Source organism: Cupriavidus sp. SK-3 (assembly GCF_000611145.1).
Lineage (GTDB): Bacteria > Pseudomonadota > Gammaproteobacteria > Burkholderiales > Burkholderiaceae > Cupriavidus.
Map to the genome: position 1 here is coordinate 44,983 of NZ_JFJV02000154.1, position 21,150 is coordinate 66,132.

A 21,150-nucleotide genomic window follows, 5' to 3' on the forward strand; every position below is an offset into this window, starting at 1 on the left:
TCGCCGCGCGTGGCGCCATGACGCAAAAACAGCACAATCCCCCTGCCATCCCGCCTTCCACCCCCTCCCGGCAAGGCCGGGCGGCAAGCCAGGGAAGGCACTAATCGTCGCCGGCGCACCGGTTCCGGCCCGAAATCGCGCGCCCTCCACCCGCCTCCCCTATAATTTGACGTTTTCCCGGCGCGTTGCCCTTGCCCGCCTGGCCCGCAGAATCCGACGTAATCATCGACACCCGAGCATGACCGCCCAAGACCAGTCCCTTGCCAAGAGCTTCGAACCCGCCGCCATTGAGGCCAAGTGGGGCCCAGAGTGGGAGAAGCGCGGCATCGCGAAGCCGACCCTCGATCCGGACCGCCCGGACTTCTGCATCCAGCTGCCGCCGCCGAATGTGACCGGCACGCTGCACATGGGCCATGCCTTCAACCAGACCATCATGGACGGGCTGGCCCGCCATGCCCGCATGACCGGCGCCAACACGCTGTGGGTGCCCGGCACGGACCACGCCGGCATCGCCACCCAGATCGTGGTGGAACGCCAGCTGGAAGCGCAGGGTGTGTCGCGCCATGATCTTGGCCGCGAGAAATTCATCGAGAAGGTATGGGCCTGGAAGGAAGAATCCGGCTCGACCATCACGCGCCAGGTCCGCCGCATGGGCGCCTCGATCGACTGGAGCCGCGAGTACTTCACCATGTCGCCGGAGATGTCCAAGGCGGTGACGGAAGTGTTCGTGCGCCTGTATGAGCAGGGCCTGATCTACCGCGGCAAGCGCCTGGTCAACTGGGATCCGGTGCTGGGCACCGCGGTGTCCGACCTGGAGGTGGAGAACGTCGAGGAAGAAGGCTCGATGTGGCACATCCGCTATCCGCTGGCCGAGCCCGATACCGTGCACGGCCTGACCCACCTGACCGTGGCCACCACCCGTCCGGAAACCATGCTGGGCGACGTCGCCGTGATGGTGCATCCGGAAGATGAGCGTTATGCCCACCTGATCGGCAAGTCCGTGCGCCTGCCGCTGACCGGCCGCGATATCCCGGTGATCGCCGACGATTACGTCGACCGCGAATTCGGCACCGGCGTGGTCAAGGTGACGCCCGCCCACGATTTCAACGACTATGCCGTGGGCCAGCGCCACAAGCTGCCGCAGCTGTCGATCCTGACGCTGGACGCAAAGATCGTCGCCGATGCGCCCGCTGCCTACGCCGGCCTGGACCGCTTCGAGGCGCGCACCCGCATCGTCGCCGACCTCGAGGCGCAAGGCCTGCTGGCCGAGGTCAAGAAGCACAAGCTGATGACGCCGCGCAGCGAGCGCACCGGCAGCGCCATCGAGCCGATGCTGACCGACCAGTGGTTCGTCGCCATGAGCAAGCCGGCGCCGGAAGGCACCTTCAACCCGGGCCGCTCGATTGCCGAAGTCGCGCTGGATGCCGTGCAGAGCGGCGAGATCAAGCTGATCCCGGAAAACTGGAACAGCACCTACAACCAGTGGCTGGAGAACATCCAGGACTGGTGCATCTCGCGCCAGTTGTGGTGGGGCCACCAGATCCCGGCCTGGTACGACGAGTCCGGCAAGTGCTTCGTCGCCCGCACCGAGGAAGACGCGCAGGCCCAGGCGCGCGCGGCCGGCAGCACCGGCCCGCTACGCCGCGAGGATGATGTGCTCGACACCTGGTTCTCGTCGGCCCTGGTGCCCTTCTCCTCGCTCGGCTGGCCTGCCGAGACGCCGGAGTTGCAACATTTTCTGCCTTCGTCGGCACTTGTTACCGGCTACGACATCATCTTCTTCTGGGTGGCGCGCATGGTCATGATGACCAAGCACTTCACCGGCAAGGTGCCGTTCCACACCGTGTATGTGCACGGCCTGGTGCGGGATTTCGAAGGCAAGAAGATGAGCAAGTCCGAGGGCAATACCCTGGACCCGGTCGACCTGATCGACGGCATCGATCTCGACACCCTGGTCAAGAAGCGCACCACCGGCCTGCGCCGTCCCAAGGACGCGCCCAAGATCGAGAAGAAGACCAAGAAGGAATTCCCCGAAGGCATTCCCGCCTTTGGTGCGGATGCACTGCGCTTCACCTTTGCCTCGCTGGCCACGCTGGGCCGCAACGTCAACTTCGACACCGGCCGCTGCGAAGGCTATCGCAACTTCTGCAACAAGCTGTGGAACGCCACGCGTTTCGTGCTGATGAACACCGAAGGGCACGACTGCGGCATGGGTCCGTGCAGCAATGACTGCGGCCCCGACGGCTACCTGCACTTCTCGCAGCCGGACCGCTGGATCGTGTCGCTGCTGCAGCGTGTCGAGACCGAGGTGGAGAAAGGCTTCGCCGAGTACCGCTTCGACAACATCGCCAGCGCCATCTACAAATTCGTCTGGGACGAATACTGCGACTGGTACCTGGAACTGGCCAAGGTACAGATCCAGAACGGCACGCCCGCGCAGCAGCGCGCCACCCGCCGCACGCTGTTGCGCGTGCTGGAAACGGTGCTGCGCCTGGCCCACCCGATCATCCCCTTCATTACCGAAGAGCTGTGGCAGAAGGTGGCGCCGCTTGCCGGCCGTGCCAAGGGCGACGGCAGCGAGACGCTGGCGCTGCAAGCCTACCCGCTGCCGGCCATGGCCAAGATCGACGAAGCCGCCGAGCAATGGACCGCGCAGCTCAAGGCCGTGGTCGATGCCTGCCGCAACCTGCGCGGCGAAATGAATATCTCGCCTGCGCAGCGCATTCCGCTGTACGCCGAGGGCGACAGCGCCTTCCTGACGTCGGCCCAGGCCTATGTGCAGGCGCTGGCGAAACTCTCCGAGGTCAAGGTATTCGAAGACCAGAATGCCCTGATGGCCGAAGGTGCGGGCGCTCCGGTGGCGATCGTCGGCGGCAACCACCTGCTGCTGAAGATCGAAATCGACGTGGCCGCGGAACGCGTGCGGCTGGCCAAGGAAATAGAGCGCATCAGCGCCGAAATCGGGAAATGCCGCGGCAAGCTCTCCAATGAGAGCTTCGTAGCCAAGGCACCTCCCGCCGTTGTCGCGCAAGAAACCCAGCGTCTGTCGGATTTCGAACAGACGCTGGTCAAGCTGCAGGATCAAATACAGCGATTGCCGGCATGAGCTTTGCGTCACCAGCAGGGCTATGTACACCGAAATGATAAGGAAAACCTGATATGGAAACCCGTGTCACCAAGGCTGTCTTCCCGGTAGCCGGTCTCGGCACTCGTTTTTTGCCGGCTACCAAGGCGAGCCCGAAGGAAATGCTGCCCGTGGTCGACAAGCCGCTGATTCAGTACGCCGTGGAAGAAGCCATGGCCGCTGGCATCACCGAGATGATCTTCGTGACCGGCCGCTCCAAGCGCGCCATTGAGGATCATTTCGACAAGGCCTACGAGCTCGAGGCGGAACTGGAGGCCAAGAACAAGCAGGATCTGCTCACCCTGGTGCGCTCGATCAAGCCGTCGCACGTGGAGTGTTTCTACGTGCGCCAGCCCGAGGCCCTCGGCCTTGGCCACGCCGTGCTGTGCGCGGAAAAGCTGGTGGGCGACGCACCGTTCGCCGTGATGCTGGCCGATGACTTGCTGGATGGCGAGCCCCCGGTGATGAAGCAGATGGTGGACCTGTACGGCCACTACAACTGCTCGGTGCTGGGCGTGGAAGAGATCGCGCCGGAGCAGAGCCGCTCCTATGGCGTGGTCGCCGGCCGCGAATGGGACGAAGGCGTGATCAAGGTATCCGACATCGTCGAGAAGCCCGCCCCCGAGAACGCACCGTCCAACCTGGGCGTGGTGGGCCGCTACATCCTGACGCCGCGCATCTTCGACCATATCCGCAATCTCAAGCCGGGCGCCGGCGGCGAATTCCAGCTCACCGATGCGATCCAGTCCCTGCTCAGCCAGGAACAGGTGCTGGCTTACCGCTACAAGGGCGTTCGCTACGATTGCGGCAGCAAGCTGGGTTACCTGAAGGCTACCGTGGAGTTTGCACTCAAGCACCCGGAAGTCATGGACGAGTTCGGCGCCTACTTGCGCGCGCGCACCGACAACATCTGAAGCGCGGCCATCCTTGTCGCCATGAAAAAAGCCGCGGAAACGCGGCTTTTTTCATGGCGACGGCACTGAACCGGATCTAGCGCCTGCGCATGTAGAACACAAACACCTTGTCGACTTCCTGGTGCGACAGCAATTCGTTGCCGGTCTGCTTGGCAAAGGCCTGGAAATCGCGCGTGGCGCCGGGGTCGGTGGCAAGCACCTTGAGCACGTCGCCGCTGGCCATGTCGGCCAGCGCCTTCTTGGTACGCAGGATCGGCAGCGGGCAGTTCAGGCCCCGCGCATCCACTTCTTTCTGGAACTCCATTCCTCTCTTCCTTGGTTCAGGGCTTTCAGGGCCTGTCATGACCTTCGTGGCCACGGCAGCCATGCCTGCCTCTATCGATGTCTATGACCGGTATTGTAGCGAAATGCCCGGCACTCCCAAGCCATCGCGCCGGCGCGGATCGGGAATGTCCTCGCCGGTCTGGCGATCGAAGAAACGCACCGGATGCCCGCGCGAGGCCAGCCAGTCCGCCACCGCGAAGCCCGTGCCCGCCGACCAGATCCGCATGTCCTCGGGCGCCACGAGCTTGTAGTCGGCCAGCTCCTCCGACAGCGCGATCTCGCCGCTCGCCTGCACATGGTAGGCAATGATCAGCTCGTTCTTGCGCATGAACTCGTAGACGCCGATCAGCGATACCAATTGCGCGTCGAGGTTGGTTTCCTCCTTCAGCTCGCGCGCCACGCCCTGCTCCGGCGTTTCGTCGCGTTCCAGGAAACCGGTCACCAGCGCAAACATTTTCTCCGGCCAGGCGGCGTTGCGCGCCAGCAGCAGCTTGCCTTCGTATTCCACCACCGCGGCCAGCACCGGCAGCGGATTGTTCCAGTGGACAAAGCCGCACTCTGGCTGGATGCAGGCATCGCGCTCGCGGCCGGAGTGCGGCAGCAATTCCAGCGGCGAGCCGCATTGCGGACAGTATCGGTAGACGGACATGCGGGGGCTCCTTTATGTGGTTCTTGTTTTGGTGGGCGCGCTCAGGCGCCGCAGGCAATGCGCATATCGGCCGCCAGCGCCTCGACGGTCTCCGGCTGCAGATCCCACGAGCACATGAAGCGGCAACCGCCGGCACCGATAAAGGTGTAGAAGCGCCAGCCCTTGGCACGCAGGGCCTCGATCGCGGGAATCGGCAACTCGGCAAAGACCGCGTTGGACTCGGTCGGAAACATGATGCGCACGCCGGGAATGCCGGCGATACGCTGGTGCAGCAACTGCGCCATGGCGTTGGCGTGGCGGGCGTTGCCCAGCCACACGTCGTTCTCCAGCAAGCCCAGCCACGGTGCCGAGATAAAGCGCATCTTGGAGGCCAGCTGCCCCGCCTGCTTGACGCGGTAGGCGAAATCCTCGGCCAGCTTGCGGTCGAAGAAGACCACCGCCTCTCCCACCGGCAGGCCGTTCTTGGTGCCGCCGAAGCACAGCACGTCGACACCCGCGCGCCAGGTGATCTCCGACGGATGCACCCCGAGCGAAGCCACGGCGTTGGCAAAGCGCGCGCCATCCATATGCACGCGCAACTGGCGGCGCTTGGCGATAGCGGCGATGGCGCGAATCTCCTCCACCGTGTACACCGTGCCAACCTCGGTCGACTGCGTCAGCGACACCACCTTGGGCTTGGGATAGTGGATATCGGAGCGGCGCGTGACCAACGCTTCGATCGCGTCAGGCGTGAGCTTGCCGTTGGCGCCCGGCGCGGTCAGCAGCTTGGAGCCGTTGGAGAAAAACTCCGGACCGCCGCACTCGTCGGTCTCGATGTGCGCCAGCTCATGGCAAATCACGGAATGGTACGACTGGCACAGCGCCGACAGCGCCAGCGAATTCGCTGCGGTGCCGTTGAATACGAAGAACACCTCGCAGTCGGTCTGGAACAGATCGCGGATGCGGTCGCAGACTTTCTGCGTCCACGAATCGTCGCCGTAGGCCTGTTCGTGGCCGCTGCCGTTGGCTTCGAGGAAATACTTGAGCGATTCCGGACAGAAGCCGGCGTAGTTGTCGGAGGCGAAATGCTGCATGGGGAAATCCGTGGCGGGTGGCGAGGCGCGAGCCGCTGGCGTTGGGGCTTGTGGCCTTTGGCCTGGCGTCTGGCTGGTTTGAAGCTGGCTCCGGTCTGGCTTGCCGTGGCCTGGCGTGGCTTATTTCTTGTCAGCCCACAGTTCCCCGCCGGTGGCCCAGTTCTCGCGCTTGATGTCGGTAATGATGATATCCACGGCCGAGGCCGAGCAGCCGAGCGTTTCGCAGGTAACGCGGGTGACTTCCTCGACCAGCTTGCGCTTTTGCTCGATGGTGCGGCCTTCAAAGAGTTCTACATGGTAAGTCGGCATGGTTTGATTCCTGTTGTCTGGTTATATTGCCGGGCCTGGGGATGCGGGGTGGACGCGCATCCCGACCGACGGGCCCGGGTCCGTCAATCGCGGTACGAACCATCGATTCTATCCAGTTTGCGCAACAACGATGGCCATTCCAGCGCGCCTTCGACGGCGCCGCCGTCGTGAAGCTGCTCGGAAGCCCGTTGCGCCAGCGCGTGCGGCGGCTGCACGATCTGTCCGCCGGCCTGCGCGCCAAGCTGGATCTCGCACGCCTTGATGAGGGTCGCCATCAGCACATAAGCCTCGGCCACGGTCCGGCCCACCGTCAGCGTGCCGTGGTTGCGCAGCAGCATGGCGGGATGCTGGCCCAGCGACGCGGTCAGCCGCGCGCCCTCGGCCGGCGTGAAAGCCAGCCCCTCGTAGTCGTGGCAAGCCAGGCGGCCATAGAAACGCATGGCATGTTGCGACAGCGCCATCAGGCCGCAGGCCTGGGCCGATACCGACACGCCGGCGCTGTTGTGCAGGTGCATCACGCACACCGCATCCGGGCGCGCGGCATGCACCGCGCCGTGCAGCGCGAAGCCGGTGACATTGACGGGATGCGCGCTTTTGCCCACCACCTCGCCACGCCCGTTGATCTTGACCAGGTCGCTCGCGCGGATCTCATCGAAGGCAAAACCGAAGGGATTGATCAGGAAGTGACCGGGCTCGCCAGGCACGGTGGCCGAGATATGCGTGTAGATCAGGTCATCCCAGCCCTGCAGGGCGCACAGGCGGTAAGCCGCGGCAAGGTCGGCGCGCATGCGCTGTTCGGCCTGCGTGGCAGGCTGGGTGGCGCCCGCGGCACGGGCGGGCTGCAAGGCAAAGGACATGGACGGTCTCCTGCGCCGCCCCGCGCGCGCCGGTTCTGCCAACCGGCACCGTGGACGGCGAAGGCGATACTGTAGCGCAAGCCCGGTGCGGCGTCAGGGCGTCCCGCGACGGCCCTGCCCCGCCCTCACGCCGCGGCCGGGCTGGACGCTGTCCGGCTCATCCAGGCGAAGATCGCGCCCCCCAGCAGCAGGGCCGCGACCGCGCAGCACAGCGAAGCCGCGAAGCCGCCGCTGCGCGCCACCAGGGCCGTGGCCAGCGGCGGCCCGACGATCTGGCCGAGGCCATAGCTGGCGGTCATCAGGCCCATCAGGCGCTGCGCCTGCGCGCCCCACTGCCGCCGTGCCTCGCGCATGGCGAACGACACCAGCGCGTTGAAAGGCAGCCCCGCCAGCATGCTGCTGAGCGCGAAGCCGGCCACCGTCGGCCACACCACCGCGATGGCCACGCCGATCGCCTGCATGGCATAGGTAAAGGCCAGCAGCCGGCGATTGTCGCGCTCCGTGCTGACGCGCGAGGCCACGAAGGCGCCGATGATCACGCCCACGCCGAAGATGGGCCAGAACAGGTCGGCCCATAGCGAGCCCGGCATGGCCTGGCGCGCGATCACAGGCAGGAAGGTGGCGGTAATGATGTAGCCGAATCCGGCCAGGCCATAGGCCAGCGTGAGCAGCCAGGTCTCGCGGTTCAGCCGCGGCGCCGGTGGCGCCAGCGCGGCCGGTCCGCCGGCGTGCGCGCCGCGCGGCGCCGGCGTGAAGATGTGCCAGGTCGCACCAACCAGCAGCACCGCGAGCACGCCGAAGGCCAGCCAGCCCCAGCTGGCTCGCCAGCCGGCACTCACCATGGCGAAGGCCGAGACACCAGTAAAGACAATACCGATCCCCGGCCCGCAAAAGATCACGCCGCCCAGCGGTGCCCTGCCCAGTTCGGCCAGCCGGTGCATGCACCAGGCCGAGCCGTAGACCATGACCAGCGCGCTGGCCACGCCGGCCGCGGCGCGCCACAGCCCCCAGGCCGCCATGCCCCCGGGGGCAGCCATGCCGAGCGTCAGCAGCACGGTGGCAACCAGCCCGCAGCGGACCATGCGCGCCGGATCGGGACGGATGAACAGGCAGGCCGCGGCGCCGGCGAAGTATCCCAGGTAGTTCAGCGTGGCCAGCCAGCCGCCCTCTCCCAGCGTGACGCTGCCGTCATGCAGCATCATGGGCAGCAGCGGCGTAAAGGCGAAGCGGCCGATGCCCATTGCCACGGCCAGCGCCGCCAGGCCTGCCAGCGCCACGGCCCAGACTCCGGGCTGCGTACTAGCCGGCGCAATGGCGCTGACAAGCTGGCGGTCGGCGCTGCTCATCTACGCGCGCGCCCGGTGGCGGGCGATGGAGAGTGTCAAGTTCATGGCAGCATGCTACGCTCGGATCGGAAAACCAAAAAATGAATAATTGAGAACACAATCATCTTCATTCAAGATGATTCCGCTGCGTATGCGGCAACCAGCCGCTACCACCCGTCACCACCCGCTTCCGCCTGCCTGTTAATGGAGATCGCAATGGACCTGGCCTCCCTGGAGATCTTCCGCGCCGTGGTCGAGGAAGGCGGCGTCACGCGCGCCGCCGCCCGCCTGCACCGCGTGCAATCCAACGTCACCACCCGCATCCGGCAACTGGAAAGCTCGCTCGGCGTCGAGCTGTTCCTGCGCGACGGCAAGCGCATGGTGCTGACGCCCGCCGGAAAAACCTTGTTCGACTACGCCCGGCGCGTGCTGGACCTGGCCGAAGAAGCGCGCCAGGCTGTGCTGCCAGCCAAGCCGCAAGGCCGCCTGCGCATCGCCTCGATGGAAAGCACGGCGGCCAGCCGCCTGCCCGCCGTGCTGGCTGCCTATCACCAGGCCTGGCCGGATGTGCAGCTCGAACTGGTGACCTGCACCACGCGCCAGGCCATGCAGGCGCTGGCGCGCTTCGAGGTGGACTGCGCCTTCGTGGCCGAGCCCCTGGATGACCCCGCGCTGGCGTGGCTGCCCGCGTACCAGGAGGAACTGGTCCTGATCGCGCGCGAGCGCCACGCGCCCATCCACAGCGCCGCCGACCTCGAAACCCGCACCATGCTGGCCTTCGAATCCGGCTGCAACTACCGCGCGCGGCTGGAAGCCTGGTTTGGCGCCAGCGACAGCCTGCCGCGCCGGGTGCTGGAGCTCGGCTCCTACCACGCCATCATTGCCTGCGCCGCCGCTGGCATTGGCGTGGCCATTGTGCCGCGCTCGGTACTTGGCCTGTACCGCGACCTGCCCAAGATCAGCATCCACGGCCTCGGCCCGGCCGGCCGGGTCTGCACGCTGCTGGCCTGGCATCCGGCCATGGCCAGCAGCGCGCTGGGTGCGCTGGCCGACATGTTCCGCGCGTCGCAGCCTGGCCTCGCCGCGGCGGCCTGAGTCCATTCGCCACGCAACGCGGCTGGCGCGCACCGGCAAGATGTGCCCGGTCGCCTACACTGGAAGTGGCGCCGCGTTTGCACCCCTCGTGCCGGCGTCACTGCCATGAAGCATGCCCAGATGCTCTTTCGATGGCTTGCCGCCGGCCTCTTGCTAGCCGTTGCCGCGGCCGTGGCCACGCCCGCCACGCCCGCCACGCCAGCCAACGCGCAGGCAAGCGCCCCTGAGCCGGCGTCCGCGACCGCCCCCACGGCAGCCAGCGTCGCCAATGCCACGGCGCCCGTCGTCGTGATCGCCCTGAAAGGCGCGGTCGGCCCGGCCAGCGCCAGCTTCATCCTGCGCGGCATGACGCGCGCGCGCGAGGCCGGCGCCCAGTTGATCGTGCTGGAGATGGACACGCCGGGCGGGCTGGACCTGTCGATGCGCGAGATCATCCAGGCCATCCTGGCCTCGCCGGTACCGGTGGCAAGCTATGTCTATCCGGGCGGCGCGCGCGCGGCCAGCGCCGGCACCTACATCCTCTACGCCAGCCATATCGCGGCGATGGCGCCGGGCACCAATCTTGGCGCCGCCAGCCCGGTGCAGATCGGCATCGGCGGGCCGCAAAAGCCGGAAACCGCTCCGGCCTCGGCACCCGCGAGCGCGCCGCCGCAAGACGTCATGGAGCGCAAGCAGATGCATGACGCCTCGGCCTATATCCGCGGCCTGGCGCAATTGCGCGGGCGCAACGCCGAGTGGGGCGAGCGCGCGGTCCGCGAGGCGGTCAGCCTGTCGGCGAATGAAGCCGTGACGCAGCATGTGGCCGATCTGATCGCACCAGACCTGCCCGCCCTGCTGCGCGCCGTGGACGGGCGCCGCATCCAGGCGGCCGGTGCGCAGCGCGTGCTGCGCACCGCGCAGGCACCGGTGCAGGTGCTGGAACCGGACTGGCGCGACAACTTCCTGGGGGTCATCACGGATCCCAGCGTGGCGCTGATCCTGATGATGGCCGGCATCTACGGCCTGATCTTCGAGTTTTCCACGCCGGGCATGGTGGTGCCCGGCATAGGCGGCGCGATCTGCCTGCTGCTGGCGCTGTTCGCGCTGCATATGCTGCCGGTCAGTTACGCGGGGCTGGGGCTGATTGCACTGGGCATCGGCTGCATGGTGGCCGAGCTGTACCTGCCGACCTTTGGCGCACTGGGCGTGGGCGGCATCATTGCCTTCATCTTCGGTGCGGTGATGCTGATCGATACCGACGTGCCCGGCTTCGGTATCCCGCTGTGGCTGATCGGCAGCCTGGCCCTGGCCAGCGCGCTGTTCCTGTTCGCGGTCTGGACGCTGCTCTGGCGCGCGCGCCGCATGCCTTCGATCAACGGCGGCGATGCCTTGATCGGTACGCCCGGGGTGGTGCTGGAAGACCTCTGGGACGATGGCTGGGCCGAAGTGCGCGGCGAACGCTGGCAGGTGCACAGCGCCATGCCGCTGGCGCGCGGCCAGCACGTGCTGGTCATCGGGCGCCACGGGCTGCTGCTCGAGGTACGGGCCATGGACGCGGCCCCGATTCAATCATCCACCCAAGGAGCTTGATCATGGCATTCGGATTCAGCGCAGGCGGTCTGGTCTTCCTGATAGCCCTGCTGATCGTTTCGTCCATCCGCGTGCTGCGCGAGTACGAGCGCGGCGTGGTGTTCATGCTGGGGCGCTTCTGGAAGGTCAAGGGGCCGGGGCTGGTGATCCTGATCCCGGCTGTGCAGCAGATGGTGCGCGTGGACTTGCGCACCGTGGTGATGGACGTGCCGCCGCAGGACGTGATCTCGCGCGACAACGTGTCGGTCAAGGTGAACGCGGTGGTGTACTTCCGCGTGATCGACCCGGAGCGGGCCATCATCCAGGTAGCGAATTTCCTCGAAGCCACCAGCCAGCTGGCGCAGACCACGCTGCGCTCGGTGCTGGGCAAGCACGAACTCGACGAGATGCTGGCGGAGCGCGAGCAGCTCAATATCGATATCCAGAAAGCGCTGGATGCCCAGACCGATAGCTGGGGCATCAAGGTGTCCAACGTGGAGATCAAGCACGTCGACCTCAATGAATCCATGATCCGCGCCATCGCGCGCCAGGCCGAGGCCGAGCGCGAACGGCGCGCCAAGGTGATTCATGCGGAGGGGGAACTGCAGGCTTCGGTGAAGCTGCTCGAGGCAGCGCAGATGCTGGCGAAGGAGCCGCAGGCAATGCAGTTGCGCTACCTGCAGACGCTGACGCAGATCGCGGGGGACAAGAGTTCGACGATCGTGTTTCCGCTGCCGATCGACATCCTGACGCTGGTGGGGAAGCTGAGCCGCGAGTCGACGTAAAAAAAGCGCCGGGGGCGCCTTTTCGATGCTGCGGGGGATTCAGACTCCTGCCGGTTTGCTCCCTCTCCCCCTGAGGGGAGAGGGAGAGACAGCCGTCGCCATGGCAAATGGTTTTGGCCAAGCCAGTCGGCTTCGTTTCAAGCCTCGGCGTTGCCTCAGACCTTGGCCGCCACCCACTCGCCGACGCCAGCCAGCGCCTTGGGCAGATTTGCCGGCTCCGTGCCGCCAGCCTGTGCCATGTCCGGACGGCCGCCGCCCTTGCCGCCGACCTGCTGCGCAACAAAGTTGACCAGCTCGCCGGCCTTGACCCTGGCGGTGGCATCGGCGGTAACACCAGCGATCAGGCTGACCTTGCCGTCGGCCACGGCGCCCAGCACGATGGCCGCGGTGCCCAGCTTGTCCTTGAGCTTGTCCATGGTCTCGCGCAGCGTCTTGACGTCGGCGCCGTCAAGCTGGGCTGCCAGTACCTTGATACCCTTGACGTCGATGGCCTGCGCCGCCAGCTCGTCGCCCTGCGAGGCGGCCAGCTTGCTCTTGAGGCGTTCCAGCTCCTTCTCCAGCGCGCGCACCTGCTCCTGCACCTGGCCGATACGCGGCACCAGCTCGGACGGTTGCGCCTTGAGCGCGGCGGCGGCTTCGTTCAGCTTGGCGTCCAGCGCCTGCAGGTAGTGCAGCGCGTTGTCGCCGGTGATGGCTTCGACGCGGCGGATACCCGCTGCCACGCCGCCTTCCATCACGATCTTGAACACGCCGATATCGCCGGTGCGGGTCACGTGGGTGCCGCCGCACAGTTCCTTGGAGCTGCCGATCGACAGCACCCGCACGTCGTCGGCATACTTCTCGCCGAACAGCGCCATGGCGCCGCTCTTGACGGCGTCGTCGAAGGGCATGACTTCGGCGCCGGTGGCCGCGTTCTGCAGGATCTCGGCGTTGACGATTTCCTCCACGCGGCGGATCTGCTCGTCGGTCATCGCGGCATTGTGCGAGAAGTCGAAGCGGGTCTTGTCGGCATCGACCAGCGAGCCCTTCTGCTGCACGTGGCTGCCCAGCACTTCACGCAAGGCCTTGTGCATCAGGTGGGTGGCCGAGTGGTTGCGCACGGTGCGCGCGCGGCGCTGCGCGTCGACCTGCGCGGTGACGCTGTCGCCCACCTTGAGCGCGCCGCCCGCCAGGGTGCCCTGGTGGCCGAACACGTCGGCCTGCACCTTGGTGGTGTCGGCCACGGTGAAGACGGCATTGCCGTTCTTCAGTTCGCCCTGGTCGCCGGCCTGGCCGCCGGACTCGGCGTAGAACGGCGTGTTGTCGAGCACGACCACGCCGGTCTGGCCGGGCTGCATGGTGTCCACGGCGGCGCCATCCACATACAGCGCGGTAATCTTCGCGCCGTCCACGCCCAGCTTCTCGTAGCCGTGGAACGTCGTCTTGTCGCCCTTGTACTCCAGGCCGGCCGCCATCTTGAATTTGCCGGCCGCACGGGCCTGCTCGCGCTGGCGGTTCATGGCCGCGTCGAAGGCGGCTTCGTCCACCGTCAGTTCCTGCTCGCGGCACACGTCCTGCGTCAGGTCCAGCGGGAAGCCAAAGGTATCGTGCAGCTTGAAGGCGAGTTCGCCGTCGAGCACCTTGCCGCCCTTGAGCTTGATATCGGCCAGTGCGGCATCGAGGATGGACATGCCGTTCTCGATGGTCTCGAAGAAGCGCTCTTCCTCGGCCTTGAGCACTTCCACCACACGCGATTCGGCCTCGGCCAGCTCCGGATAGGCTTCGCCCATCTGCGCCACCAGGTCGGCCACCAGCTTGTGGAAGAACGGCGTCTTCTGGCCCAGCTTGTAGCCGTGGCGGATGGCGCGGCGGATGATACGGCGCAGCACGTAGCCGCGGCCTTCATTGCCGGGGATCACGCCGTCGACGATCAGGAAGGCGCAGGCACGGATGTGGTCGGCGATGACCTTGAGCGAGTTCTGGTTGAGGTTGTCGGTATGGGTCTCACGCGCGGCACCCTTGATCAGCGCCTGGAACAGGTCGATCTCATAGTTGCTGTGCACGTGCTGCAGCACCGCGGCGATACGCTCCAGGCCCATGCCGGTGTCGACGCAGGGCTTGGGCAGGCGCGGCATATTGCCTTGCTCGTCCCGGTTGAACTGCATGAACACCAGGTTCCAGATCTCGATGTAGCGGTCGCCGTCTTCCTCCGGCGATCCCGGCGGGCCGCCCCACACTTCCGGGCCGTGGTCGTAGAAGATTTCCGAGCAGGGGCCGCAGGGGCCGGTGTCCGCCATCTGCCAGAAGTTGTCCGAGGCGTAGCGCGCGCCCTTGTTGTCGCCGATGCGCACGATGCGCTCCGCCGGCACGCCGACTTCCTTGGCCCAGATGTCGTAGGCTTCGTCGTCTTCCGCGTACACCGTGACCCACAGCTTCTCGGCCGGCAGATGGTAGACCTTGGTCAGCAGCTCCCATGCGTACTGGATGGCCTCGCGCTTGAAATAATCGCCAAACGAGAAGTTGCCGAGCATTTCAAAGAAGGTGTGGTGACGCGCGGTGTAGCCCACGTTCTCCAGGTCGTTGTGCTTGCCGCCGGCGCGCACCGAACGCTGCGACGAGGTCGCGCGGGTGTAGGGGCGCTTGTCGGTGCCCAGGAACACGTCCTTGAACTGCACCATGCCGGAATTGGTGAACAGCAACGTCGGATCGTTCCCCGGCACCAGGCTGGACGAGCGGACCACGGTATGGCCCTTCGATTCGAAGTACTGCAGGAACTTGCTGCGGATGTCGGAGACTTTCATGTTCTGGGCAGGGCGTCCGGCGGCGTGGCAGGGCGCTGTCGGTCAAGATGGAGGATTTGCAAACCATTGATTATACGGGGAAGCCCCGCCGCGCGGCAGCCCGCCGGGGATTCGTCGCGCGCGGCCCGCGGCGCCCCGCCCCGGCACACTCCCCGCATGGCGCGATGTGCTCCCGGCGGCGTGCCGGTGGTAAAGTGCTGGCTGTCCCTGCCGGACGCCCCCGGGCCGGTTTCACGCCTGCCCCGACTGCCCCGCAAGCCGCCGCCCAGACAGACGGCGGGGCCGCCCGGCCTTCCCTTTGCCACTCTTGCCGGATCCGCATCACACCCCATGGGAGCTTTAAGCCACCTCCGCGTCCTCGACCTGACCCGTGTTCTCGCCGGGCCCTGGTGCGCCCAGAACCTAGCCGACTTCGGCGCCGACGTGATCAAGATCGAGCGCCCCGGCGCCGGCGACGACACCCGCACCTGGGGCCCGCCCTGGCTGCAGGACGGCGCGGGCCGCGATACCGCGGAAGCCGCCTACTACCTGGCAGCCAACCGCAACAAGCGCTCGGTCACCTGCGACATCAGCACGCCCGAAGGCCAGGAACTGGTGCGCGCGCTGGCCGCGCAGAGCGATGTGGTGCTGGAAAACTACAAGGTCGGCCAACTGAAGAAGTACGGCCTGGACTACGACTCGCTCAAGGCGATCAAGCCGGACCTGATCTATTGCTCGGTGACGGGCTTCGGCCAGACCGGTCCCTACGCGGCCCGCCCCGGTTACGACTTCATCATCCAGGGCATGGGCGGCTTCATGAGCCTGACCGGCGAGCGCGACGACCTGCCCGGCGGCGGCCCGCAGAAGGCCGGCGTGGCCATCTCCGACCTGATGACCGGCCAGTACGCCACCATCGCCGTGCTGGCCGCGCTGGCCCACCGCGAGCGCACCGGCGAAGGCCAGTACATCGACATGGCCCTGCTCGACGTGCAGGTGGCCATGCTGGCCAACATGAACACCAATTACCTGGCCAGCGGCGTGGCGCCCAAGCGCTGGGGCAACGCGCACCCCAACATCGTCCCCTACCAGACCTTCCAGGCCGCCGATGGCTGGATCATCGTGGCCGTGGGCAATGACGGCCAGTTCCGCAAGTTCGCCGGTGCCGGCGGGCGCCCCGAGCTGGCCGACGACCCGCGCTTCGCCACCAACCCGCAGCGCGTGGCGCACCGCGACGTGCTGGTGCCGATCATCGCCGAGATGGTCAGACCGCGCACCCGCGCCCAGTGGATCCTCGACCTGGAAGCCGCCGGCGTCCCCTGCGGCCCGATCAACACCCTGGACGATGTGTTCGACGATGCCCAGGTCAAGGCGCGCGGCCTGCGCGTGGACCTGCCGCACCCCAGCGCCGGCGAAGTCAAGCTGGTGGGCAGCCCGATCAAGATGAGCGCGACGCCGCCCGAAGCCGTGCGGCACCCGCCGCTGCTGGGCGAGCACACCGATGCCGTGCTCGGCGACATGCTGGGCTATACGCCGGAGCAGATTGCCGCGCTGCGCGCCAAGGGCGTGCTGTAAGCCGGGCATTGGGCGCCTGAGCCGCTCCCGGCAGCGCGGGCGGAAAGTTGCAGCAACCGTAGCGAAACAAGCAGAGAACCTTACCCCGCCCCCCCCCCCGCGCGCGCGGGCGCCGGGCGGGCGCCCCACCAAGAGAGGAGTTTGGATGCTGACCGACGCCCTGCTGGCCTTCCTGCACTTTACTTTCATCTTCGTGCTGATCGCCCTGATGACCGCCGAGGCCGTCGTCCTGCGGCCCGGCATGACCCCGGCCACGCTCAGGCGGCTCTCGGTCTACGACCTGATCTACTTCCTGTCCGCCATGGCGGTGCTGGCGACCGGCCTGCTGCGGCTGTTCTACGGCGCCAAGGGCGCGCAGTTCTACCTGCACAACCCGTGGTTCCACGCCAAGATCACTGTGTTCGTGGTGATTGCGCTGTGCTCGCTGCCGCCCACCTTCGCCATCCAGCGCTGGCGCCGTCAGGCGCGCAGCCTGCCGGACTTCGTGCCGATGCCGGCCGAGCTGAAATCCGCCCGGCGCTGGGTCATGATCGAGGCCCACCTGCTGATCCTGCTGCCGCTATGCGCGGTGATGATGGCGCGCGGCATCGGCATGAAGTAGGCCCCGCCGGCTTGTAAACGAGATTCTCAGCGAGATTCCCAGCCGCCAGGCCCAGGCCGCCTGGCGCGCCCAGATTCCCAATCCCTACCGACGCATCCCCATGTTCAAGCAAAAACTTGCCGCGGCGCTGTTCGCCGCAGCCCTGCCCGCCATTGGCATCCTTGGCGCCATCGGCGCGGCGCCAGCCGCCGCGGCCACATACCCGGTCAAACCCCTCAAGTTCGTGGTGCCCTACCCGGCCGGCGGCCCGCTCGACACCGTGGCGCGCGCCATCGGCGACAAACTCAAGGACAGCCTTGGCCAACCCGTCGTGGTGGAAAACCGCCCCGGCGCCGGCGGCAATATCGGCGCCGACTACGTGGCCAAGCAGCCCGCGGACGGCTACACCATCGTGATGGGCGCGGTAGCCACCCACGCCATCAACCCGACGTTGTTCGCCAAGATGCCTTACGATCCGGTGAAGGACTTCAGCCCGATCACGCTGGTGGCCGACGTACCCAACGTGCTGGTCATGCATCCCGGCAAGGCCGCCGAGCTGCATATCGGCAATGTGCGCGAGCTGGTGGAGTACGCGCGCAAGAACCCCGGCAAACTGGACTACGCCTCGGGCGGCAACGGCAGCGCCGGCCACCTGTCGGGCGAGTTGTTCAAGAGCCTGGCCAGGGTGAGCATGGTTCACATTCCCTATAACGGCGCGTCGCCCGCGCAGTTGTCGGTGCTGTCCGGGCAGACCGACATGATCTTCGACAACCTCGCCTCGGCCTCGGCCAATATCAAGGCCGGCAAGCTCAAGGCGTTTGCCGTCACCACCGCCACGCGTGCCGCCGCCTTCCCCGAATTGCCGACCATTGCCGAGGCTGGCAAGGGCTTGGGGCTGGAGGGCTTTGACATCTCCACGTGGTTCGGCGTGTTCGCGCCGGCCAATACGCCGAAGGAGATCGTCGACCGTCTCAACCACGAGATCGTGGCCATCCTCAAGACCGATGACATGAAGGCCAGGCTGGCCCGGATCGGCGCCCAGCCGGCGCCGACCACGCCCGAGCAGTTCGGGGCGCTGGTGCAGCGTGAGCTGAAGAAGTATGCGCAGATCGTCAAGGTGTCTGGCGCCAAGGTGGACTGATCCGCCAGGGCAAAACGCCGCCCCTTGAATGAAAAACGGCCCGCGCGGGCCGTTTTTCATTCCTGTTCGGGGCGTCCCCGCCGGCCGTCAGGACACCTCCGGACTGGTCGCACCGGGCTCCGCGCGCGGCAGCAGCAAGCCCACCTGGATGATGCGTGGCCCGTCCATGCGCGTCACCGTCAGCTTCAACCCAGCAATCTCCACCGCGTCGCCTTCCACCGGCGGCGACGTAAATGCCTTCTGCATGGCAGCTTCCAGCGTCCGGGCGGCTTCGTCGGCGCTCAGCTCCCGCGTACCGTAAAGCGCCGCCACATCCCGCAGCATGGCCTCCCCGGACAAGAGGAAATCATGGCTTGCCTTGCCCCAGGCCGGCGCCGGCCCGGGGCGGTGGAACAGCAGCGCCAGCATCGGCACGCTGGTGGCGGGCGCCAGGATGGCAACCACGTCGCCGGCCGCCAGCATGGTCTGCTCGGGTGCTACCAGGGCCTTGTCGCGCACCACCGTCAGCAGGCGGCAGCGCGGCGGCAACTCAAGCTGGTCGGCGCGCAGGTTCTCGGTGGGAGAATCCGCCCCGACTCTGAACTGCATCACCTCCAGCGCCGGCCCATGGGTGCCCTGCAGGCGCGCGCGGGCCAGCGGCTCGGGATAGGCGGGCCGCAGCACACGCGCCAGCCGTGCCGCCAGCGGCACGGTGGTGCCCTGCAGCAGCAGGCTGGCCAGCACCACCGCAAACGCAATGCGAAACAGCAACCCGGAGTCCGGCATGCCCTGCAGCATCGGGAACAGCGCCAGCACGATGGGCACGGCCCCGCGCAAGCCCATCCACGCCACGAAGCCCTTCTCGCGCGCGCTGAAACGGAACGGCAGCAGCGCCAGCCAGACCGCCGCCGGGCGCGCCACCAGCATGAGGAAGGCCGCCACCGCGACTGCCGGCAGCGCCACTTCCCAGATCCGGTGGGGCGCCACCAGCAGGCCAAGCAGCAGGAACATCGCGGACTGCGACAGCCAGGCCATGCCATCCATCGCCCGCATGGTGTCGGCGCTGACCGCACGGTCGCGGTTGCCCACCAGGATGCCGGTCAGGTAGACCGCCAGGAAACCGCTGCCGCCGGCGGTCTGCACGATGGCGAACACCATGGCGCCGCCAGAGCACAGCAGGATGGCCTGCAAGCCTTCGGCCACGCGCATGCGTTCCATCACATTGGCCAGGCAGTAGCCCAGCCCGAGCCCGAGCAAGCCGCCCACGCCAAACTGCACCAGCAGGCGCCATACCAGCGCGCCGGGGCTCAGGCCGGCGGGCGCGGCGATCCAGTCGATCAGCGTCAAGGTCAGGAAAATGGCCATCGGGTCGTTGATGCCGGACTCGATCTCCAGCACGCTGGCGACCCGCTCCTTGAGCCGGATGCCGCTGGTATTGAGCAGCGAAAACACCGCCGCGGCATCGGTCGAGCCCACGATGGCGCCCAGCAGCAGGCCGAGCTTCCAGTCGATCTCCAGCACCCAGGCGGCGAACAGGCCCACCAGCCCGGTCGTGACCAGGACCCCGACGGTGGCCAGCGACAGGGACGGCCGCAACGCAACCCGGAAGGTCGCCAGCCGGGTGCGCAGGCCGCCGTCGAGCAGGATCACCGCCAACGCCAGGTTGCCAACCAGGAAGCTCAGCCAGGTGTTGGAAAAGCGGATGCCGCCGGGGCCATCCACGCCGGCCAGCATGCCGACCGACAAGAAGACAAGCAGGAAGGGCACGCCCAGGCGCGCCGAGAAGGCGCCCACCACAATGCCCAGGGACATCACGATGGCGCCGATCAGGATGACATGGTCAATGCTTTCCAAGACGGCTTTCCCTTTCAGTACCAGTACCGCGCCGCATCGGCCGCGGGCTGCGTACGCGGCGGCAACGGCAGCGCAGCCGACGATGATAACGCAGCGCCATGTCCGCACTGCCGCGCACCCCGCTGCGAGGCGCAATCCGGCCCACCCGGCGCCGGCGCCACGCCTTCCGGCCGGCCTTCATATGTCGCCTAGGGAGATACCCGGAGATTGACCATTTTTGCAGACATCTGAAAGGTCACTGAAAGGTCGCCCCCTTAATTTCCACCCTGCCAGCGGCAGGACGAATGCAAGCGTCATTTTTGCGCACCGCAACATCGACGGCCGCACGGATTTCAAGCAGTTTTTTCGAGGAGAATCATTTTGCGCATTCGTAGCCAAAAGGACTTTGCCTCCGGCCTGATGTTCATCCTGGTCGGATTCGGCTTTTCCTGGGTCGCACGTGGTTATTCCATGGGCACCGCCGCCAAGATGGGCCCGGGATATTTCCCGTTCTGGCTCGGCATCGTGCTCGCCCTGCTGGGCGCGCTGGTGCTGTGGGGTTCCCTGTCCGCCAAGAAGGAAGAAGATCAGCTGGCGCGCTGGGACATCAAGACGCTGTTGTGGATCCTGGGTTCGGTGGTGCTGTTCGGCCTCATGCTCAAGCCGCTGGGCATGGTGTTGTCCGTGCTGGTCCTGGTACTGGTGTCCTCGATGGCCAGCCATGAATTCAGCTGGAAAGGCGCTGTCGCAAACGCGGTCATCCTGGTGCTGATCAGCATGGGTGCGTTCGTGTATGGCATCAATCTGCAGATGCCGGTGTGGCCTGCATTCTTGGCAGGTTAAGGAGACGGCCATATGGAACTACTAGCCAACCTGGGCCTCGGCTTCTCGACCGCCCTGACGCTGCAAAACCTGGCATACGCCTTCCTGGGCTGCGTGCTGGGTACCCTGATCGGCGTGCTGCCGGGCCTGGGGCCTCTGGCCACCATCGCCATGCTGCTGCCGGTGACCTACACGCTGCCGCCGGTGGCCGCGCTCATCATGCTGGCCGGTATTTACTACGGCGCCCAGTACGGTGGCTCCACCACCGCCATTCTGGTCAACCTGCCGGGTGAATCGTCGTCGGTGGTGACTACCATCGATGGCTACCAGATGGCCAGGCGAGGACGAGCGGGGGTGGCGTTAGCCACCGCCGGCCTGGGCTCGTTCTTCGCCGGCTGCGTGGCTACCCTGATCCTGGCGGCCTTTGCCGCGCCGCTGTCGGAACTGGCGTTCAAGTTCGG

At 66.7% G+C, this 21,150-nt stretch carries 18 protein-coding genes; 10 read left to right on the top strand and 8 right to left on the bottom strand.

Features of this window, described 5'->3' with window-relative positions:
* The first annotated feature begins 238 nt into the window (after positions 1-238).
* Both CF70_RS15895 and galU read left to right on the top strand, forming a co-directional pair.
* Positions 239-3,106 (top strand): valine--tRNA ligase, encoded by a 2,868-nt coding sequence (locus CF70_RS15895; protein ID WP_035866468.1) that lies wholly within the window; start codon positions 239-241, stop codon positions 3,104-3,106.
* Positions 3,107-3,159: 53 nt separating this feature from the next.
* Positions 3,160-4,038, top strand: a complete 879-nt coding sequence (gene galU, locus CF70_RS15900; protein WP_035866472.1) for a UTP--glucose-1-phosphate uridylyltransferase GalU — start codon at positions 3,160-3,162, stop codon at positions 4,036-4,038.
* 76 nt (positions 4,039-4,114) lie between these two features.
* Here galU and CF70_RS15905 read toward each other — a convergent pair whose 3' ends face one another.
* From CF70_RS15905 to CF70_RS15930, 6 genes are all read right to left on the bottom strand, one after another.
* Positions 4,115-4,342: a sulfurtransferase TusA family protein gene (locus tag CF70_RS15905; RefSeq protein ID WP_011297045.1), complete on the bottom strand. Its 228-nt coding sequence runs from the start codon at positions 4,340-4,342 to the stop codon at positions 4,115-4,117.
* An 81-nt stretch (positions 4,343-4,423) separates the two neighbouring features.
* Positions 4,424-5,011, bottom strand: a complete 588-nt coding sequence (locus CF70_RS15910) for an NUDIX hydrolase (RefSeq protein WP_035866475.1) — start codon at positions 5,009-5,011, stop codon at positions 4,424-4,426.
* Positions 5,012-5,052: 41 nt separating this feature from the next.
* Positions 5,053-6,084: a threonine aldolase family protein gene (locus CF70_RS15915; RefSeq protein ID WP_035866480.1), complete on the bottom strand. Its 1,032-nt coding sequence runs from the start codon at positions 6,082-6,084 to the stop codon at positions 5,053-5,055.
* 120 nt (positions 6,085-6,204) lie between these two features.
* Positions 6,205-6,393 (bottom strand): 4-oxalocrotonate tautomerase, encoded by a 189-nt coding sequence (locus tag CF70_RS15920; RefSeq protein WP_035866483.1) that lies wholly within the window; start codon positions 6,391-6,393, stop codon positions 6,205-6,207.
* A gap of 83 nt (positions 6,394-6,476) precedes the next feature.
* Positions 6,477-7,250 (bottom strand): class II aldolase/adducin family protein, encoded by a 774-nt coding sequence (locus CF70_RS15925; RefSeq protein WP_035866486.1) that lies wholly within the window; start codon positions 7,248-7,250, stop codon positions 6,477-6,479.
* Between the two features lie 125 nt (positions 7,251-7,375).
* The gene (locus CF70_RS15930; protein ID WP_035866491.1) at positions 7,376-8,596 is read right to left on the bottom strand and encodes a YbfB/YjiJ family MFS transporter; all 1,221 of its coding nucleotides are present in this window, start codon (positions 8,594-8,596) and stop codon (positions 7,376-7,378) included.
* 195 nt (positions 8,597-8,791) lie between these two features.
* Here CF70_RS15930 and CF70_RS15935 point away from each other — a divergent pair, with 195 nt between their 5' ends.
* From CF70_RS15935 to CF70_RS15945, 3 genes are all read left to right on the top strand, one after another.
* The gene (locus tag CF70_RS15935; protein WP_035866493.1) at positions 8,792-9,670 is read left to right on the top strand and encodes a LysR family transcriptional regulator; all 879 of its coding nucleotides are present in this window, start codon (positions 8,792-8,794) and stop codon (positions 9,668-9,670) included.
* 105 nt (positions 9,671-9,775) lie between these two features.
* The gene (locus CF70_RS15940; protein WP_235185070.1) at positions 9,776-11,239 is read left to right on the top strand and encodes an NfeD family protein; all 1,464 of its coding nucleotides are present in this window, start codon (positions 9,776-9,778) and stop codon (positions 11,237-11,239) included.
* A gap of 2 nt (positions 11,240-11,241) precedes the next feature.
* Entirely contained in the window at positions 11,242-12,003 is a 762-nt protein-coding gene (locus CF70_RS15945; protein ID WP_035866496.1) for a slipin family protein, read from the top strand.
* Positions 12,004-12,158: 155 nt separating this feature from the next.
* On the opposite strand, the gene alaS is transcribed toward CF70_RS15945, so the two are convergent.
* Positions 12,159-14,783 (bottom strand): alanine--tRNA ligase, encoded by a 2,625-nt coding sequence (gene alaS / locus CF70_RS15950; RefSeq protein ID WP_035866498.1) that lies wholly within the window; start codon positions 14,781-14,783, stop codon positions 12,159-12,161.
* Between the two features lie 330 nt (positions 14,784-15,113).
* On the opposite strand from alaS, the gene CF70_RS15955 reads away from it, so the two are divergent.
* The 3 genes from CF70_RS15955 (at position 15,114) to CF70_RS15965 (ending at position 18,055) form a co-directional block, all read left to right on the top strand.
* The gene (locus CF70_RS15955; RefSeq protein WP_035866501.1) at positions 15,114-16,334 is read left to right on the top strand and encodes a CaiB/BaiF CoA transferase family protein; all 1,221 of its coding nucleotides are present in this window, start codon (positions 15,114-15,116) and stop codon (positions 16,332-16,334) included.
* Between the two features lie 145 nt (positions 16,335-16,479).
* The gene (locus CF70_RS15960; protein WP_035866504.1) at positions 16,480-16,935 is read left to right on the top strand and encodes a DUF2214 family protein; all 456 of its coding nucleotides are present in this window, start codon (positions 16,480-16,482) and stop codon (positions 16,933-16,935) included.
* A 100-nt stretch (positions 16,936-17,035) separates the two neighbouring features.
* Entirely contained in the window at positions 17,036-18,055 is a 1,020-nt protein-coding gene (locus CF70_RS15965) for a tripartite tricarboxylate transporter substrate binding protein (RefSeq protein ID WP_035866507.1), read from the top strand.
* Between the two features lie 87 nt (positions 18,056-18,142).
* Here CF70_RS15965 and CF70_RS15970 read toward each other — a convergent pair whose 3' ends face one another.
* On the bottom strand, positions 18,143-19,888 hold the full coding sequence (locus tag CF70_RS15970) for a potassium/proton antiporter (protein WP_035866510.1): 1,746 nt from the start codon (positions 19,886-19,888) through the stop codon (positions 18,143-18,145).
* Positions 19,889-20,248: 360 nt separating this feature from the next.
* On the opposite strand from CF70_RS15970, the gene CF70_RS15975 reads away from it, so the two are divergent.
* On the top strand, positions 20,249-20,710 hold the full coding sequence (locus tag CF70_RS15975; protein ID WP_035866512.1) for a tripartite tricarboxylate transporter TctB family protein: 462 nt from the start codon (positions 20,249-20,251) through the stop codon (positions 20,708-20,710).
* Positions 20,711-20,722: 12 nt separating this feature from the next.
* Positions 20,723-21,150, top strand: a 428-nt coding sequence (locus tag CF70_RS37890; protein ID WP_035866538.1) for a tripartite tricarboxylate transporter permease, incomplete at its 3' end; no start/stop codon positions are given.